Origin of the sequence: Synechococcus sp. BA-120 BA3, assembly GCF_034931285.1 — a bacterium.
In the GTDB taxonomy this organism is placed as follows: domain Bacteria; phylum Cyanobacteriota; class Cyanobacteriia; order PCC-6307; family Cyanobiaceae; genus Cyanobium.
Genome location: NZ_JAYGHZ010000018.1, coordinates 1 through 16,158, shown reverse-complemented (window position 1 = coordinate 16,158; position 16,158 = coordinate 1). Strand labels below are relative to the sequence as shown.

The following is a 16,158-nucleotide window of genomic DNA, read 5'->3' as shown; positions in this document are numbered from 1 at the left end:
GCCCTGTTCCGGGACGCGGACCGCGCCCCGCGCCCCTTCCAGGGCCGCAGCGGCCCCGATCGGCAGGAGTCCGACGGCTCCGACGTCGACTTCCGTGGCGCGGCGGAGGCCTTCGCCGCCGCCGCCCCCACCGACCTGATCTGGGGCCGCCACACCACCCAGGCCACCCTGGAGAGCGGCCGGCCGATCCACCGGGTGTGGTGCACACCCGAGATGCGCTTCAACCCCCGTTTCCTGCAGCTGCTGCGGGAGGCCAAGGCCTCCGGCGTGCTGGTGGAGGAGGTGACCTGGGCGCGCCTGGGCCAGCTCACCGGCGGGGCCGTGCACCAGGGCATCGTGCTGCAGCCCGCCGCCGCCGAGACCCTCGACCTGACCAGCCTGATCGAAGGCTGCCGCAGCATCGGTGAAGCGCCTCTGCTGATCGCGGTGGACGGCCTCACCGACCCCCACAACCTCGGTGCCATCGTCCGCAGCGCCGAGGCCCTGGGTGCCCATGGCATGGTTCTGCCCCAGCGCCGCAACGCCGGCCTGACCGGTTCGGTGGCGAAGGTGGCGGCCGGTGCCCTCGAGCACCTGCCGGTGGCCCGGGTGGTCAACCTCAACCGCTCCCTCGACACTCTCAAGCAGGAGGGCTACCGGGTGGTGGGTCTGGCGGAGGAGGGCACGGTCAGCCTGGAGGAGGTGGACCTGGAGGGTCCCCTGGTGGTGGTCACCGGTTCGGAGGGGGATGGCCTGTCGCTGCTCACCCGCCGCTCCTGTGACCAGCTGGTGCGCATTCCGCTGCGGGGTGCCACACCGAGCCTGAACGCGTCGGTGGCCACGGCGCTGCTGCTCTATGAGGTGGCCCGGCGTGGCTGGATGCGGGGCCTGACGGGCACCGCCCCCGCCCCCAGGATCGTGCGGCCGTCGATGCCGGCGCCCCCCGACCCCGAACCGGAGACCCTGCCCCCATCGGACATCGTGCCCGAAGTGGACGCCATGTTTCCGGAGGAAGCGGCCGCCGAGGAGCTTGATGATGACAACGGGTCTGCGGAGAGCGGGCCGGAGGCTGTGGCCGAATCTTCCGCCCCCGAGCCGACCGAACCGCCAGCTCCCGAGCCGGTCGAAACCGCCGAACCCAGCGCCGCCGAACCCGTCGCCGAAGCCCCGGCCAACCCCCTGGAGCCCCTGCCCTACCTGCCATCGCCCCAGACGGGCTTTGCCGGTGACATCCGCCTCTGAGGCCACCGCCGGGGGCGGTTCAGCCGCCCCCCAGAATGGCCACCTCGCCTCCCCTTCCCCTCCATGAATCCACTGCTCTGGCCCATGCGCGGCATCGCCAATGGGTTGGGCCTGGCCTGGTGGGCGCGGGTGGAGACCCGCTCCCCCGACGCGGTGTACTGGTTCGGGCCCTTCGTGCGTCGGCGGACGCTGGAGCAGGTGCTGCCCGCCTTCCTCGACGACCTGCGGGCGGAGTCACCGGCCTCCCTGGAGCACCAGTGCCTGCGCACCGGCCGCAGTGAGCCCTTCACCGAATCCGCCGATCTGGCCGACTGAATTCTGGTCGACTGATAGCGTCCAACGCAGCTGGCTAGCGGTTGGATGGGCATCGCCGAATGGCGGGAGCAGCTTCGGCGGGGCGAGGTGTCGGCCCGGGAGCTCACGGATCGCCACCTGGCGCGCATCACGGCGGTGGATCCCACCGTGCATGCCTTTCTGGAGGTCACCGCCGAGCGGGCGCGGGCCGATGCCGACCGCATCGACGCGGCCCGGGCGGCCGGCGAGACCCTGCCCCCCCTGGCCGGCATTCCCCTGGCGATCAAGGACAACCTCTGCACCAAGGGCATCCGCACGACCTGCTCCAGCCGCATGCTGGAGACCTTCGTGCCCCCCTACGAATCCACGGTGACCGACCGGCTCTGGCGGGCCGGGGCGGTGCTGCTGGGCAAGACCAACCTCGACGAGTTCGCCATGGGCAGCTCCACCGAGACCTCGGCCTTCGGCGCCAGCCGCAACCCCTGGAATCCGGATCGGGTGCCCGGCGGCAGCTCCGGCGGCAGTGCGGCCGCCGTGGCCGCCGGTGAATGCATCGGTTCGCTGGGCTCCGACACCGGCGGCTCGATTCGCCAGCCCGCCAGCTTCTGCGGGGTGGTGGGCCTCAAACCCACCTACGGCCGGGTGAGCCGCTGGGGTCTGGTGGCCTTCGCCTCCTCCCTCGACCAGGTGGGGCCGTTCAGCAGCAGCGTCGCCGATGCCGCCGAGCTGCTGCAGGTGATCGCCGGGGAGGACCCCCGCGATGCCACCTGCCTGCGGGCGCCGGTGCCCGATTACTCCGCCGACCTGGAGACCCCCATCAAGGGTCTGCGGGTTGGGCTGATCCGGGAATGCTTCGACCAGGAGGGGCTGGATCCGGCGGTGAAGGCCTCGGTGCTGGCGGCCGCCGCCCAGCTGGAGGCCCTGGGTTGCGAGCTGGTGGACGTGAGCTGCCCCCGTTTCAACGACGGCATCGCCACTTACTACGTGATCGCCCCCTCGGAGGCCTCCGCCAACCTGGCCCGTTACGACGGCGTCAAGTACGGCTTCCGGGCCGCTGCCGGCGAGCCGGGCAGCGATGGCCTGGCGGCGATGACGGCCCGCAGCCGGGCCGAGGGCTTCGGCGAGGAGGTGCAGCGCCGCATCCTGATCGGCACCTATGCCCTGTCGGCCGGCTACGTGGACGCGTATTACCGCAAGGCCCAGCAGGTGCGAACCCTCATCCGCCGCGATTTCGACCGCGCCTTCGAGACCGTCGACGTGTTGCTGACCCCCACCTCGCCCACCACCGCCTTCCCCAGCGGTGCCCACGCCGGCGACCCCCTGGCCATGTATCTGGCCGACCTGCTCACCATCCCGGCCAACCTGGCCGGGCTGCCGGCCATCAGCGTGCCCTGCGGCTTCGACGCCCAGGGCCTGCCGATCGGCCTGCAGCTGATCACCGGCGTGCTGGAGGAGCCCAAGCTGCTGCAGATCGCCCACCAGTACGAGCAGGCGGCCCGGGTGATGGACGCCCGGCCCGCGGCGGCGCTGGTGGCCTGAGCGGCAGGCCTTCCCCTGCAAGGACACTAGATGTAGGGTGCGGCGGTCGCCTGACCCCCTGCAGGTGGCGAGAACCGACATCCTGTCCTGAGCCTCCCCTTGGCCTTCGTTCCGCTCCACAACCACAGCGACTACAGCCTGCTGGACGGGGCCTCCCAGCTGCCGGCGATGGTGGAGCGGGCCGTGGAGCTGGGCATGCCAGCCCTGGCCCTCACCGACCACGGGGTGATGTATGGCGCCATCGAGCTGCTCAAGCTGTGCAAGAAGGCGGGCCTCAAGCCGATCATCGGCAACGAGATGTACGTCATCAACGGCTCGATCGAGGATCCCCAGCCGAAGAAGGAGCGCCGCTATCACCTGGTGGTGCTGGCCAAGAACGCCGTCGGCTATCGCAACCTGGTGAAGCTCACCAGCATCAGCCACCTGCGCGGCATGCGCGGCCGGGGGATCTTCTCCCGGGCCTGCATCGACAAAGCCCTGCTGCGGCAGTACAGCGAAGGGCTGATGGTGGCCACCGCCTGCCTGGGCGGCGAGATCCCCCAGGCGATCCTGCGCGGGCGCCCGGAGGTGGCCCGGGAGGTGGCGAGCTGGTATCAGGACGTCTTCGGTGACGACTTCTACCTGGAGATCCAGGACCACGGCGGCCTTGAGGACCGCATCGTCAACGTCGAGATGGGCCGGATCAGCGCCGAGCTGGGCATTCCCCTGATTGCCACCAACGACGCCCACTACCTCACCAGCCACGACGTCGAGGCCCATGACGCCCTGCTGTGCGTGCTCACCGGCAAGCTGATCAGCGACGAGAAGCGCCTGCGCTACACGGGCACCGAATACATCAAGAGCGAGGCGGAGATGGCCGGGCTCTTCGCCGACCACCTCGAGCCGGAGGTGATCGCCGCCGCCATCGCCACCACCGCCAAGGTGGCCGAGAAGGTGGAGGACTACGACATCCTGGGGCGCTACCAGATGCCCCGTTTCCCGATCCCCGAGGGCCACACCCCGGTGAGCTACCTGAGCGAGGTGGCCCATCAGGGCCTGCGGGCCCGCCTGAAGCTCACAGGCGCCGATCCGATCGAGGCGGGCTACGGCGAGCGGCTGGCGTTCGAGCTGCAGGTGATGGAGCAGATGGGCTTCCCCACCTATTTCCTGGTGGTCTGGGACTACATCCGCTTCGCCCGCGAGCAGGGGATTCCGGTGGGCCCGGGCCGGGGCTCGGCGGCCGGTTCGCTGGTGGCCTACGCCCTCGGCATCACCAACATCGATCCGGTGGAGCACGGTCTGCTGTTCGAGCGCTTCCTCAACCCGGAACGCAAGTCGATGCCGGACATCGACACCGACTTCTGCATCGAGCGCCGCGGCGAGGTGATCGACTACGTCACCCGCCGCTACGGCGAGGACAAGGTGGCCCAGATCATCACCTTCAACCGCATGACCTCCAAGGCGGTGCTGAAGGACGTGGCCCGGGTGCTCGACATCCCCTACGGCGAGGCCGACCGGCTGGCCAAGCTGATCCCCGTGGCCCGTGGCAAGCCCGCCAAGCTCGCCGAGATGATCGGCGCCGAATCGCCGGTGCCGGAATTCCGCGAGAAGTACGAGAACGACCCCAAGGTGCGCCACTGGGTCGACCTGGCCCGCCGCATCGAGGGCACCAACAAGACCTTCGGTGTCCATGCCGCCGGCGTGGTGATCGCCGCCGAACCCCTCGACGAACTGGTGCCCCTGCAGCGCAACAACGACGGCCAGGTGATCACCCAGTACTTCATGGAGGACGTCGAGGCGATGGGCCTGCTGAAGATGGACTTCCTGGGCCTCAAGAACCTCACCATGATCGAGAAGACGATCGAGCTGGTGGCCCAGGCTGAGGGGGAACGGCTCGATCCCGACGCCCTGCCGGCCAACGATCCAGGCACCTACGCCCTGCTGGCCCGGGGTGACCTGGAGGGCATCTTCCAGCTCGAATCCAGCGGCATGCGCCAGATCGTCCGCGATCTCAAGCCCTCCTCCCTGGAGGACATCTCCTCGATCCTGGCCCTCTACCGGCCGGGCCCCCTCGATGCGGGCCTGATCCCCAAGTTCATCAACCGCAAGCATGGCCGCGAGGCCATCGATGTGGCCCACGCCAAGCTGGAGCCGATCCTCAAGGAGACCTACGGGATCATGGTCTACCAGGAGCAGATCATGCGGATCGCCCAGGATCTGGCCGGCTATTCCCTCGGTGAGGCCGACCTGCTGCGGCGGGCGATGGGCAAGAAGAAGGTGTCGGAGATGCAGAAGCACCGCCACCAGTTCGTCAGCGGCGCCAGCGAACGCGGCGTGGACGCCGCCATCGCCGAGGCCCTGTTCGACCAGATGGTGCTGTTCGCCGAGTACTGCTTCAACAAGAGCCACTCCACCGCCTACGGCGCCGTCACCTACCAGACCGCCTACCTCAAGGCCCACCATCCGGTGGCCTACATGGCGGCCCTGCTCACGGTGAATGCCGGCACCACCGACAAGGTGCAGCGCTACATCGCCAACTGCCAGGCGATGGGCATCGAGGTGATGCCGCCGGACGTCAATGCCTCCGGCATCGACTTCACCCCCGTGGGCAAGAAGATCCTCTTCGGCCTCTCCGCCATCCGCAACCTGGGCGATGGCGCCATCCGCCAGTTGATCGAGGCCCGCTCCAGCGGCGGCCCCTTCCTGCACCTGGCCGATCTCTGCGACCGGATCCCCGGCCAGCAGCTCAACCGCCGGGCGATCGAGTCCCTGATCCACTGCGGCGCCCTCGACGGCCTGGAGCCCAAGGCCAATCGGGCCCAGCTGATGGCCGACCTTGATCTGGTGCTCGACTGGGCCAGCTCCCGCGCCCGTGACCGGGCCAGCGGCCAGGGCAACCTGTTCGACCTGTTCGGCGGCGGTTCTGCGGGCGCTTCGGAGGGCGCCGCTGCCGTGGAGGCCCCTGCCCCGCCCAGGGCTGCTCCGGTGCCCGACTACCCCCCCACCGAGAAGCTGAAGCTGGAGAAGGAGCTGCTGGGCTTCTACATCTCCGACCACCCCCTGCGCCAGCTGGCCTCCCAGGTGCGGCTGCTGACGCCGATCGGCCTGGCCAACCTCGAGGAGATGGCCGACAAGGCCAAGGTGAGCGTGGTGGTGATGGTGAGCGAGATCCGTCCGGTGACCACCCGCAAGGGCGACCGCATGGCCGTGCTGCAGCTGGAGGACCTCACCGGGTCCTGCGAGGCGGTGGTGTTCCCCAAGAGCTACGCCCGGCTGGCTGACCACCTGATGGTGGATGCCCGCCTGCTGCTCTGGGCCGGCGTCGACCGCCGCGACGACCGGGTGCAGCTGCTCGTGGACGACTGCCGCAGCATCGAGGACCTGCAGCTGGTGATGGTGGAGCTGGCCCCCGAGGAGGCGGGCGACATCGCTGTCCAGCACCGCCTGCGGGAATGCCTCACCCGCCACCGCCCCGGCCAGGACGAGGCGGGGGTGCGGGTGCCGGTGGTGGCGCTGGTCAAGCACCAGGACGAAACCCGCTTCGTGCGCCTGGGGGGCCAGTTCTGCGTCGCCGATGCGCCCGCGGCCGTGCAGACCCTGGCCTCGGCCGACTTCAGGGCCTGGCTGCGCTCACCCCTGGGAGCTGCCTGAGCCGGAGCCCGAAGCGCCCTGGCGCATCGCCCGCACCGAGGCCCGCACCCGGGCGATGTTCACCCCGATCTGCTCGAGGCCCAGCAGGCTGCCCGGGCCGTCCTCCCAGCTGGCGGAGAGCACCCCGTAGCTGAGGCCCAGCAGGCCGAGCAGGAAGAAGGCCCCGGAGCCCACCAGGGTCAGGCCGGGGGGTATGTCGAGCACCCCGCGGCTCACCAGCAGGTAGCTGGCGACGAACACCCCCATGCCCAGCACCGTGGGGGTGCCGGTGGCGATGGCGATGCGACGCACCATGCGGTTGGCCACCGCATCGGGGATCACCTGCTGGCGCGGCGCCCTGACCGGGGTCGTCGCTGCGGGACGGTCTGCCCCGAAGGATTTCGGCTTCGGCCGACGGGCCATGGAACCGTCCTCAGCCGCGGATGCCGAGCTTCTTGATCAGTTCGGCGTAGCGGGTCTCGCTCTGGGCGCGGAGGTAGCCGAGCAGACGCTTGCGGCGGCCGATCATCTTGAGCAGCCCCTGGCGCGAGGAGAAGTCGTGGATGTTCTTCTGCAGGTGGCCACTGAGTTGCTGGATCCGCTCGCTCAACATCGCCACCTGCACTTCCACCGAACCGGTGTCAGTGCCGTGGGCCTGATGGGAATTGATCAGTTCCTGTTTCTGGGTGGTGGTGAGCGGCATGGGCGGATCGGGGCCCGGACGGTGCAAACCAACACCTTAACGTGCGGCCCGTTGACCCTCCCCGTCAGCGGCCCGATTCAGGCCACGGCGCGGGACAGCCAGCGCAGACTCTCCCGTATCCAGTCGTCGGGGCCGGCGGACCCGTCGATCCCCGCGGCGACGGCCCGCAGGGCCCGGTGGATTTCCAGGGGCTCGTAGCCGAGGGCCACCAGGGTGATCTGCACCTCCTCGCGGCAGGGGGCCGACGGGGCGCCGTCGAGCCCTTCGGCGGGCTCAGCGTCGTCCTCGAGGGGATCGACCAGGCCGGCGAAGCGCTCCTGCAGGCGCGCGCGCAGCTCCACCGACAGCCGCTCGGCCGTGCGCTTGCCCACCCCCGGAGCCAGGCAGAGGCTGCGCAGGTCGGCGTGGACGATGGCGCGCACAAGATCCGGCACCTCCAGGGCCCCGAGCAGGCCCAGGGCCATCTGGGGACCGACGCCGCTCACGGCCACCAGCTCGCGGAACAGGTCCCGCTCGCGGCGATCGGGGAAGCCGTAGAGGGTCCAGCCGTCGTCACGGATGCTGTGGTGGATGTGCAGGGCCAGTTCGCTGCCCTCCTCCGGCAGGCGGCGCCACTGCCGCAAGGTGAGCTGCACCTCGTAACCCACCCCCTGGCAGACCAGCAGCGCCCCGCAACGGTGAGCCTGCTGCCATGGTTCGGCCAGTCGCCCCTGCAGCCAGCCGATCATGGTGAGACGTGCGTCAGCCCCCATGCTGCCCCTCCTGCCAAGCCCCCCGGCTCGCCACCGGTGGCTGCCGGCCCCGCTGCCGGCCCCGCCGCCGGCGCTGCTGCTGGCGGGGCTGCTGGCCGTGCTGCTGCTGCTGGGGGGCTGCGGCAGGGTCGGCCAGCCCCCCAGGAGCGTGCTGCTCGACGCCCTGTCCCTGCAGATCCAGCTCACCCAGGGGGCCATCGCCCGCGCCCTCGATCTCCAGGCGGACGGCCTGCCCGAGGTGAGCCGGGTGCGGGTCGATGGGCAGGAGGCGGTGGCCATCGGTGCCGACCGCGGTCTGCACCTCACCGGTCGCTTCGACTGGCGCCTGCCGGGGGATGCGATTCAGGTCGACAGCCCCTTCGAGCTCTACCTGCAGCCGGGCTCCAGGGGGCAGAGCTGGCGGCTGGCCCGCCCCAGCGGCAGCAGCGACGGCAGCCGCCAGGACTGGATCACCGACCCCCTGCCCCTGCGCTCACGGGGCTGAGGGGGCCCCTTCGGAGAGCCGCAGCCAGCGGGCCACATGGGGCAGGCTGAGGCCCTGCACCAGCAGGTTGATCACCACGACGCAGAAGACGATGCCGCCGGCGTTCTGCACCAGGGATGGCACGGTGGCCGGGTCGATGCCGCGCACCCTGGGGATGGCGTCGACCATCTCGAAACTCAGGGCAAGGGGAACCGCCCCCCGCAGGCCGCACCAGGACACCAGGAGCGCATCGCGCACCGGGAAGGGGGAGAAGCGTTGCAGCAGCAGCACACTCACCGGCCTGGCCACCAGCATCATGGCGAGGGCGACGACGACGCCCTCCGGCAGCGCCGGCAGCAGTTCCAGCGGATGGACGCTCAGGCCGAAGATCAGGAAGACGGTGATTTCGGTCATGGTGTTGAACGGCAGCAGGGTCTGCTGCAGGGCCTCCGGTGTGATCCGTTCGTTGCTGTAGGTGTGGTTGCGCATCATCAGGCCCGCCACGTAGGCACTGATGAAGCCCGAACCGCCCATCAGTTCCGCCACGCCGTAGGAGAGCAGAGCGATGGCGATACCCAGGATCAGGAGCTGGTTGCTGTCCCGCACCAGCCGGTTGAGGCTGAAGCGTCCCAGATAGCTCACGACCACACCAATCAGAAGGCCCGAACCGATCTTCTGCAGGAACGTCTGCAGCTGCTCCACCACCACCTGCTGGCTGCCCCCTGACCCCTCCAGGGTCGTCAGGCCGATCACCAGCCCGAGAAACAGGATGCCGGTGGGATCGTTGACGGAGGATTCAAACTGCACCAGGGCCGCCAGCCGCCGGGGAATCGCCCGCTCCACCAGCTGCAGCACATTCATGGTGGCCCCGGCGTCGGTGGACCCCAGACAGGCGGCGATCAGCATCGCCACGGCGACCGGCACCTGGCGGAAGCCGAGCTGGATGCCGCCCGCATCGGGGGAGGCCACGAACCAGATGATCATTCCCAGCATCAGGCTGGAAAGGATCACGCCACCCACCGCCAGGATGATGCCGTATTCGAGGAAGCCGCGAATCGAGCGGATATCGGTTTCCAGTCCGGCGTTGAACAGCAGGATCGACAGACTCAGAACCTGCAGGCGCAGGATCGTGTCATGGCTGAACAGGGTGACGGAGGGGTTGATCAGCAGGCCGAACAACAGAACGCCGAGAATCGCCGGCACCCCGATCTTCAGCGAAAAGCGACTGATCGCCATGGTGCCGAGAAAGATGCCGCCGATGGTCAGCATCATCAGCGGCAGGGGAACGATGCCGGGCTGGAGCGCCGGCCGCAGCAGAGGCATCCCCGATCCGTGGCCCAGGCCGGCCTCCACGGTCGCCAGCCAGCCATGGAGTGCGACGGGAAGTGGCGGGAACAGCGGAGGAGCCCAATCCGGCGGCGCCATCGTACGGGCGCCAACGGCACGGCCAGCATGTAACACTTTGTAAACGTGTTTCCGGTTTCAGGCGCCTCCTGCCCTCCGACTCCCGCCGATGCCCAACCGCTGTCTGATCGTCGAGGACCAGGAGATGTTCGCCCAGCTGGTGGGCGGGTTGCTGCGCAGCTCCTGCGACCTGGAGATCGTCGCGATGGCTCCCTCGGTGGCCGACGGCCTGGCCGCCGTCGACCACCACCGACCCCGGCTGCTGATCCTGGATCTGGAGCTGCCTGACGGCTCCGGTCTGGCGGTGGCCGAGCATCTGCTCGCGGTGGTGCCCGAGGCCCGGGTGGTGGTGCTCTCGGCCCAGGCCAGCGCCTTCGTCTGCCCCGACGACCTGCAGCAGGCCGTGATCGCGGTGGTGGACAAGACCCAGGCCTGGGACGTGCTTGTGGCCCAGGTCGCCGCCTATGTGCGCGAGGCGGGACTCCGCCCCGCCCTGCTGGCCCCGTTGGAGCGGCTGTCCTGTCTCACGGGCCGGGAGCGCGAGGTGCTGGGGTTGCTGGGCCAGGGTGACGCCAGCAAGGCCATCGCCCGGCGCCTTGGCCTCAGCGTCGGCACCGTGGAGACGCACCGCCGCAACATTGCCGCCAAGCTCGGCATCAGCGGCGCCGAACTGATCCGGCTGGCCGTGCTCCACAACCTGTCGGAGTCGCCCCCCTAGGCGCCCGCTGGTTCGCCGCGATCGCTGGGCAGGCGTAGCACCGCCGCCGCTCCGCCGAGGCTGGAGGCCCCCAGATCCAGCTGTCCGCCGTGGAGCCCGGCGATCTGCTCGACCACATAGAGCCCCAGCCCGGTGCAGTCGCTCTTGCTGCTGCGCAGCAGCATCTCCTCGGGGGAGCGGTGGGCGAACCCGGGTCCGTTGTCCTCCACCGCCAGCTGGACCTCCCGCTCCACCCGCTCGAGGCTGACCCGCACCCGGGCCCCGGGGCCCGACGGCTCGCCGAGGGCCTCGATGGCGTTGTCGATCAGGTTGTTGAGGGCGATCTGAAGCTGGCCTGCGTCGCCCCACACCGGCCAGTCGCCCTCAAGGCCGGCCGTTTCCAGCTGGATCCCCTGCTCTTCGAGGCGTGGCCGCTGGTACAGGAGCGTGCTGCGCACCACGCTGCCCAGATCCAGCCGCACCGCTTCTGTGGGCATGCTGCGCAGCAGGGCGTTCATGCGCTCGATCGTGTGCACCACCGTCCTGGCCTCCCGCCGGATCGAGGGGATCAGCTCGGCCAGCGGCCCCCCGGTGGCATCCGGTCCGTCCAGCTGCTGCTGGGCCAGTTCGCTGTGCAGCAGCAGCAGGCTCAGGGGTTTCTTGATCTCGTGGGCGATCGCCGCGGCCGCCAGGCTGGTGCGGAGCTTGTGCCGCAGCTCCTCTCCCTTGCGCACCAGGGCCTCCTGCGCCGCCACCCGATCGTCGATGAGGCGGCTGGAGACCACCAGGCCCTGGATCGCCCCGTCGCCACCGAGGTAGGGAGAGACATGGCTCTCCGCCCAGTGCAGAGAGCCATCCCGGGCGCGGATCCGCTCCTGGCAGACCAGCCGCTCCCCGGCCAGCAGCCGCGTCCGCGATTCCTGGTAGCCCGCACAGCGTCCCCGGTGCTCGAGGAAGTCGCTGCCCCTCCGCCCCAGCCAATCCCGCGGCTCCCAGCCCAGCAGGGAGGGGAGGGAGGGGGAGACCCAGCGGACGATGCCGTCAAGGTCGAGGCGCACCACCAGATCGCCGTTGCTGCGGGTGAGCAGGTCGAGGGACTCCAGCATCTCGGCCCGCTCGGTGACATCCCGCCAGGTCACCACCAGGCCATCGTTCTGCTTCACCACGCGCAGGTCGTAATGGCGAACCGGCCGGCCCTTGGCCACGGCGGTGTGCAGATCGTCGACCACCAGCGGCTCACCGCTCTCCAGGGTGTGCAGGTAATGGCCGAACAGCTCCGTATCGCGCAGGGCCGGCACCAGCGACAGCACCCTCGTGCCGAGCAGGTCCTCCAGGGGCAGGCCGACGGCCCGGCAGGCCACCGGATTGGCCGCCACGTAGCGGAAGTCGACCACTCCGCCCCGCAGGTCGCGCACCGGCTCGATCACCACGAGGGGGTCGATCAGGGAATCGAGGGTGGCCTTCAGCCGCCGTCGCTCCTCGCCCTCCCTCCGGCGCGCCTGGATCACCTCATCCACGTCCTTCAGGCCGGAGACGTAGCCGCTGACCTGCCCATCGGCTCCCCGCAGCCCCGCAGCCCTCACCTGCATCCAGCGGTAGCCGCCGAAGGCGGTGCGCAAGCGCAGCAGACAGTCGTCAGGCCACTGGCCGCTGGCGATCAGGGCGGCGGTGAGCTCCGCCGCTTTCGGCCCATCCTCGGGATGGACCCGCTGCTCGAGGGTGACGCCGATCTCCGTTTCGGCCGGCCAGCCGAGGGCGTTGCGGCCGTCGCGATCGGCGCTCATCCAGACGCAGCGCAGCTCGGTGTCGAGCATCACGATCAGATCGCTGCCGAGTTCGGCGACCAGGCGGAAGCGCTCGCGCTCCAGGTCCAGTTCCTCCTGGTGGCGCACCAATTCGGTGGCATCGACGATCTGGAAGAGGGCGCCCCGCAGGCGGCCGTCGGCCCCGCGCACGGCGGACACCGTGAGATCGCCCCAGATCACGCGGCCATCGGCGTGGCAGTAGCGCTTCGTGAGGCGGTAGTGGGCGCATTCGCCCTCCAGCAACCGGCGATGGGTGGCCAGGTTCGCCGCCAGGTCGTCGGGATGGGTGAGGCTCTGCCAGTCGCTGTGCAGCAGGGTCTCCCGGTCGCGGCCGCAGAAGTTCTCCATCGACCGGTTCACCTCCCGCAAGCGTCCGTCCGGATCGGTGAGCCCCATGGCGATCGGGGAATGCTCCACCGCCAGGCGGAACAGGGAGAGTTCCGGCAGGACCTCCGAGGCCCTCTTCTCGCCAGGCGGGCTGGACATTCCCCCGCGGATCGAGCGGTCGTCGGACTCCATCATCGGTGCGCCGAAGCCGTGGTCGGCGGAGCCGGCGGCGGATCAGACCCCGATCCGCTGCCGGCCGGGGTCGTCCTGGTAGGCGGCCCGATCCGTGAACAGGGCCGATTCCAGCAGGTAGGCGGCGAGGTTGCTGAGGGAGCGTCCCTGCTGGTCACTGCGCTCGAGCAACTGTTCGTAGGTGCCGTAGGGAATGGTGATGGTGAGGCGCCGGGGGGTGCGGAAGGCGTTGGCCGTCATGGCGGAAGGTACGGACGTGCTGGTGGCAGTGCGTCAGAGCGCTCTCAGGCCATCTTCAGGACAACGGGGCCAAAGGGACATACCCAGTTCTGGGCAGATCCCCAGCCCGTCAGCGGTGGCAGAGTGCGGCCGCCGCCAGGATCAGGCTGCCGCCCAGCAGGGTCTGGGGAGCCAGCCGTTCCCCGAACAGGCTCCAGCCCCAGAGGGCGGCGAAGCCCACCTGGGCATACTCCAGCGCCGTCGCCCGGCCCGCCGGCAGCCGTGTCAGGCCATGGGTGAGCCCGAGCTGGCCCAGCTGGGTGAACAGCCCCACCCCGAGCAGCCAGGCCAGCTCGGCGCCGGTGGGCAGCACCGGCTCGAGCAGCACGAAAGGGAGGCTCAGGGGCACCGCCACCAGCGGAAACCAGAACACGATCACCAGCGGGTGCTCGCTGCGGCCCAGCCCGCGCACACTCACGTAGGCCACGGCGGTCAGCAGGGCCCCGGCGAGGGCCAGCAGCACCCCCTCGGCGGAGGCCCCCGCCTCCGGCTGCAGCACCAGGGCCACCCCCAGCAGTCCCAGGGCCAGGGCCAGGGCCACCCGCCGCCCGACCGGTTCCCCCAGCCACCACCAGGCAAGGAGAGCCGTGAGCGTGGGATAGAGGTACTGGAGCAGGGTGGCCGTGGCCAGTGGCAGCAGCGCCAGGGCGGCGTAGACCCCGTAGAGCGCCAGGCTGCCGGCGATCCCCCGCAGGGCGAGCCACCCCCGCCGCCGCCCCCAGGGGCTCACCCCGGCGGCGTGCAGCATCCAGCCGCTCATGGCCAGGTTGAGCAGGGCTCTCACCAGCACGATTTCCGCCACAGGGATTCGCCCCACCACCCGCTTGACGCACACCGCCATCAGGCTGAAGGCCAGGGCGCCGAGCAGCAGGGCGAACACCGCCGTTGTGTCCGGTGGGGCCTCGGGAGCCGCGGCGGATGGGGTGGGGCTCACGGGCCGGCCGGTCGGAGCCCCCACCCTGGCAGGTGGGGACCGCCTCTGCCCTCGCCCCCCAGGCCTGGTGCCATGCCCCACAATGGGGGCGGCCCTGGCCCCAGTCCTGGTGTCCCCCGCAGCCTGCACTCCCGAACCCGCTGACCTGATCCCGCTTCCTTGAGCCTTCATTCTTGAATCTCCCCCGTCTCCACCCCCGCACGATCGAGGCCGTCAAGGAGCGGGCCGACATCGTCGATGTGGTGGGGGAGCACGTGGTGCTCAAGAAGAAGGGCAGGGAATTCGTCGGGATCTGCCCGTTCCACGACGACAAATCGCCGTCGATGACGGTGTCGCCCGCCAAGCAGTTCTATTACTGCTTCTCCTGCGGGGCCGGCGGCAACGCCATCAAGTTCCTGATGGAGCTGCAGCGCACCAGCTTCAGCGAGGTGGTGCTGGATCTGGCCCGCAAGTACCAGCTGCCGGTCGAGACCCTCGACGGTCCCCAGCAGGAGCGGCTGCGCCAGCAGCTCTCCCGCCGCGACCGGCTGCACCGGGTGCTGGCCCTTGCGGCGGGCTGGTTCCAGGGCCAGCTGCGCGCGCCCGAGGGGGCGGCGGCCCTCACCTATCTGCGCCAGAACCGTGGCCTCAGCGAGACCACCCTCGAGGCGTTCCAGCTGGGCTATGCCCCGGCCGGCTGGGACGGCCTGCTGCAGCACCTGCAGCAGGTGGAGGGCCTCGGCCCGGACCTGCTGGAGGCCGCCGGCCTGGTGGTGGCCCGCAAGGGCGGCGGCGGCTTCTACGACCGTTTCCGCGACCGGGTGATGGTGCCGATCCGCGACCGCCAGGGCCGGGTGATCGGCTTCGGCGGCCGGGGGCTGGACGGCGCTGAGCCGAAGTACCTCAACTCCCCGGAAACGGAGGTGTTCGAGAAGGGCAAGCACCTGTTCGGGCTGGATCGGGCCGCCGATGCCATCCGCCGCGACGACCGGGCCGTGGTGGTGGAGGGCTACTTCGATGTGATCGCTCTCCACGCGGCCGGCATCACCAATGCGGTGGCGGCCCTCGGCACGGCCCTCAGCTCCAGCCAGATCACCCAGCTGTGCCGCTGCTGCGACAGCCGGCGCCTGATCCTCAACTTCGACAGCGACGGAGCGGGCATCCGCGCCGCCCAGCGGGCCATCGGTGAGGTGGAGCAGCTGGCGCTCCAGGGCCAGCTGGAGCTGCGGGTGCTGCACCTGCCCGCCGGCAAGGACCCGGACGAGTTTCTCCAGCAGCACGGCCCGGGGGAGTACCGCTCCCTGCTCGATCAGGCCCCCCTCTGGCTCGACTGGCAGATCGAGCAGGTGCTCGAAGGCAAGGATCTGGCCCGGGCCGACCAGTTCCAGCAGGCCGTCTCCGCTCTGGTGCAGCTGCTGGGCAAGCTGCCCCAGTCGGCCGTGCGCAGCCACTACCTGCAGCAGGTGGCGGAGCGCCTCTCCGGCGGCCAGGCCCGGCTGGCCATCCAGCTGGAGGAGGACCTGCGCCAGCAGGTCAAGGGCCAGCGCTGGCACGGCCGCTCGGCGAAGTGGGAACAACCCGGGGAGGTGGGCCACCGGGAGCGGGCCGAGGCGGAGATCCTGCGCCTCTACCTCCACTGCCCCGCCTGGCGGGGCGTGATCCGCGCCGAGCTGCGCCGCCGGGAGCTCGATGACTTCGCCCTCCAGCACCACCGCCAGCTCTGGGCCGCCATCGGGGAGCTGGAGGAGGACCACCTGGGGGCCGGCCGGCTCGAGGCCATCAACCGGGGCACCGACCCCGGCCTGGATCTGGCCGACCTCGACCTGCCCCGCCTGCTGGGCGACCGGCTGCTGGTGGAGCAGAGCGCCCTGCTGGGCCGGCTCACCCCCCTGCTGGAGCCCAGCGAGGTGCAGCGGCTGGCCCTGGCCCACCCGATCAGCGGTGAGCGGCTGGTGTGTGA

14 protein-coding genes are annotated in these 16,158 nt (G+C 70.4%); 7 read left to right on the top strand and 7 right to left on the bottom strand.

The genetic code is table 11. The annotated features are described in order from the left end of the window. The 4 genes from rlmB to VB737_RS01870 all read left to right on the top strand — a co-directional run. A partial coding sequence (gene rlmB / locus VB737_RS01885) for a 23S rRNA (guanosine(2251)-2'-O)-methyltransferase RlmB (protein WP_500310652.1) occupies nucleotides 1-1,221 on the top strand: 1,221 nt, incomplete at its 5' end. A gap of 63 nt (nucleotides 1,222-1,284) precedes the next feature. After that, nucleotides 1,285-1,536, top strand: a complete 252-nt coding sequence (locus VB737_RS01880; protein ID WP_500310650.1) for a DUF1816 domain-containing protein — start codon at nucleotides 1,285-1,287, stop codon at nucleotides 1,534-1,536. A gap of 45 nt (nucleotides 1,537-1,581) precedes the next feature. Then, complete coding sequence (gene gatA / locus VB737_RS01875) at nucleotides 1,582-3,054, top strand: Asp-tRNA(Asn)/Glu-tRNA(Gln) amidotransferase subunit GatA (protein ID WP_500310648.1); 1,473 nt, start codon at nucleotides 1,582-1,584, stop codon at nucleotides 3,052-3,054. A gap of 99 nt (nucleotides 3,055-3,153) precedes the next feature. Then, on the top strand, nucleotides 3,154-6,684 hold the full coding sequence (locus VB737_RS01870) for a DNA polymerase III subunit alpha (protein ID WP_500310646.1): 3,531 nt from the start codon (nucleotides 3,154-3,156) through the stop codon (nucleotides 6,682-6,684). Here VB737_RS01870 and VB737_RS01865 read toward each other — a convergent pair. The 3 genes from VB737_RS01865 to ruvA form a co-directional block, all read right to left on the bottom strand. Beyond that, on the bottom strand, nucleotides 6,664-7,086 hold the full coding sequence (locus VB737_RS01865) for a photosystem II biosynthesis protein (RefSeq protein ID WP_500310644.1): 423 nt from the start codon (nucleotides 7,084-7,086) through the stop codon (nucleotides 6,664-6,666). The two genes, VB737_RS01870 and VB737_RS01865, sit on opposite strands and share 21 nt — an antisense overlap. Nucleotides 7,087-7,096: 10 nt before the next feature. Next, complete coding sequence (rpsO, locus tag VB737_RS01860; RefSeq protein ID WP_015108092.1) at nucleotides 7,097-7,366, bottom strand: 30S ribosomal protein S15; 270 nt, start codon at nucleotides 7,364-7,366, stop codon at nucleotides 7,097-7,099. A gap of 77 nt (nucleotides 7,367-7,443) precedes the next feature. Continuing rightward, the gene (gene ruvA, locus VB737_RS01855) at nucleotides 7,444-8,094 is read right to left on the bottom strand and encodes a Holliday junction branch migration protein RuvA (RefSeq protein ID WP_500310654.1); all 651 of its coding nucleotides are present in this window, start codon (nucleotides 8,092-8,094) and stop codon (nucleotides 7,444-7,446) included. 22 nt (nucleotides 8,095-8,116) lie between these two features. Here ruvA and VB737_RS01850 point away from each other — a divergent pair, with 22 nt between their 5' ends. Further along, the gene (locus tag VB737_RS01850; protein ID WP_500310642.1) at nucleotides 8,117-8,602 is read left to right on the top strand and encodes a hypothetical protein; all 486 of its coding nucleotides are present in this window, start codon (nucleotides 8,117-8,119) and stop codon (nucleotides 8,600-8,602) included. On the opposite strand, the gene VB737_RS01845 is transcribed toward VB737_RS01850, so the two are convergent. Continuing rightward, nucleotides 8,591-10,006 (bottom strand): cation:proton antiporter domain-containing protein, encoded by a 1,416-nt coding sequence (locus tag VB737_RS01845; RefSeq protein ID WP_500310640.1) that lies wholly within the window; start codon nucleotides 10,004-10,006, stop codon nucleotides 8,591-8,593. The two genes, VB737_RS01850 and VB737_RS01845, sit on opposite strands and share 12 nt — an antisense overlap. A gap of 88 nt (nucleotides 10,007-10,094) precedes the next feature. On the opposite strand from VB737_RS01845, the gene VB737_RS01840 reads away from it, so the two are divergent. Continuing rightward, complete coding sequence (locus VB737_RS01840) at nucleotides 10,095-10,703, top strand: response regulator transcription factor (protein WP_500310638.1); 609 nt, start codon at nucleotides 10,095-10,097, stop codon at nucleotides 10,701-10,703. Here the strand turns inward: VB737_RS01840 and VB737_RS01835 are convergent. From VB737_RS01835 to VB737_RS01825, 3 genes are all read right to left on the bottom strand, one after another. Beyond that, nucleotides 10,700-12,973 carry a sensor histidine kinase gene (locus VB737_RS01835; RefSeq protein WP_500310636.1) on the bottom strand — a complete coding sequence of 758 codons (2,274 nt, stop codon included), beginning with the start codon at nucleotides 12,971-12,973 and terminating at the stop codon, nucleotides 10,700-10,702. The genes VB737_RS01840 and VB737_RS01835 overlap by 4 nt on opposite strands. 75 nt (nucleotides 12,974-13,048) lie before the next feature. Then, nucleotides 13,049-13,246, bottom strand: coding sequence for a ribbon-helix-helix domain-containing protein (locus tag VB737_RS01830; protein WP_500310634.1), 198 nt, complete (start codon nucleotides 13,244-13,246; stop codon nucleotides 13,049-13,051). A 109-nt stretch (nucleotides 13,247-13,355) separates the two neighbouring features. Beyond that, nucleotides 13,356-14,219 (bottom strand): DMT family transporter, encoded by an 864-nt coding sequence (locus VB737_RS01825; RefSeq protein WP_500310632.1) that lies wholly within the window; start codon nucleotides 14,217-14,219, stop codon nucleotides 13,356-13,358. Between the two features lie 173 nt (nucleotides 14,220-14,392). Here VB737_RS01825 and dnaG point away from each other — a divergent pair. Next, nucleotides 14,393-16,158, top strand: a 1,766-nt coding sequence (dnaG, locus tag VB737_RS01820) for a DNA primase (protein WP_500310630.1), incomplete at its 3' end; no start/stop codon positions are given.

Bases quoted from the DNA above. Each gene is read 5' to 3' on its own strand.
- VB737_RS01840 (WP_500310638.1), top strand. From the start codon at position 10,095: ATGCCCAACCGCTGTCTGATCGTCGAGGACCAGGAGATGTTCGCCCAG.
- VB737_RS01880 (WP_500310650.1), top strand. From the start codon at position 1,285: ATGAATCCACTGCTCTGGCCCATGCGCGGCATCGCCAATGGGTTGGGC.
- ruvA (WP_500310654.1), bottom strand. From the start codon at position 8,094: ATGATCGGCTGGCTGCAGGGGCGACTGGCCGAACCATGGCAGCAGGCT.
- VB737_RS01830 (WP_500310634.1), bottom strand. From the start codon at position 13,246: ATGACGGCCAACGCCTTCCGCACCCCCCGGCGCCTCACCATCACCATT.
- VB737_RS01845 (WP_500310640.1), bottom strand. From the start codon at position 10,006: ATGGCGCCGCCGGATTGGGCTCCTCCGCTGTTCCCGCCACTTCCCGTC.
- rpsO (WP_015108092.1), bottom strand. From the start codon at position 7,366: ATGCCGCTCACCACCACCCAGAAACAGGAACTGATCAATTCCCATCAG.
- gatA (WP_500310648.1), top strand. From the start codon at position 1,582: ATGGGCATCGCCGAATGGCGGGAGCAGCTTCGGCGGGGCGAGGTGTCG.
- VB737_RS01835 (WP_500310636.1), bottom strand. From the start codon at position 12,973: ATGTCCAGCCCGCCTGGCGAGAAGAGGGCCTCGGAGGTCCTGCCGGAA.
- VB737_RS01865 (WP_500310644.1), bottom strand. From the start codon at position 7,086: ATGGCCCGTCGGCCGAAGCCGAAATCCTTCGGGGCAGACCGTCCCGCA.
- VB737_RS01850 (WP_500310642.1), top strand. From the start codon at position 8,117: ATGCTGCCCCTCCTGCCAAGCCCCCCGGCTCGCCACCGGTGGCTGCCG.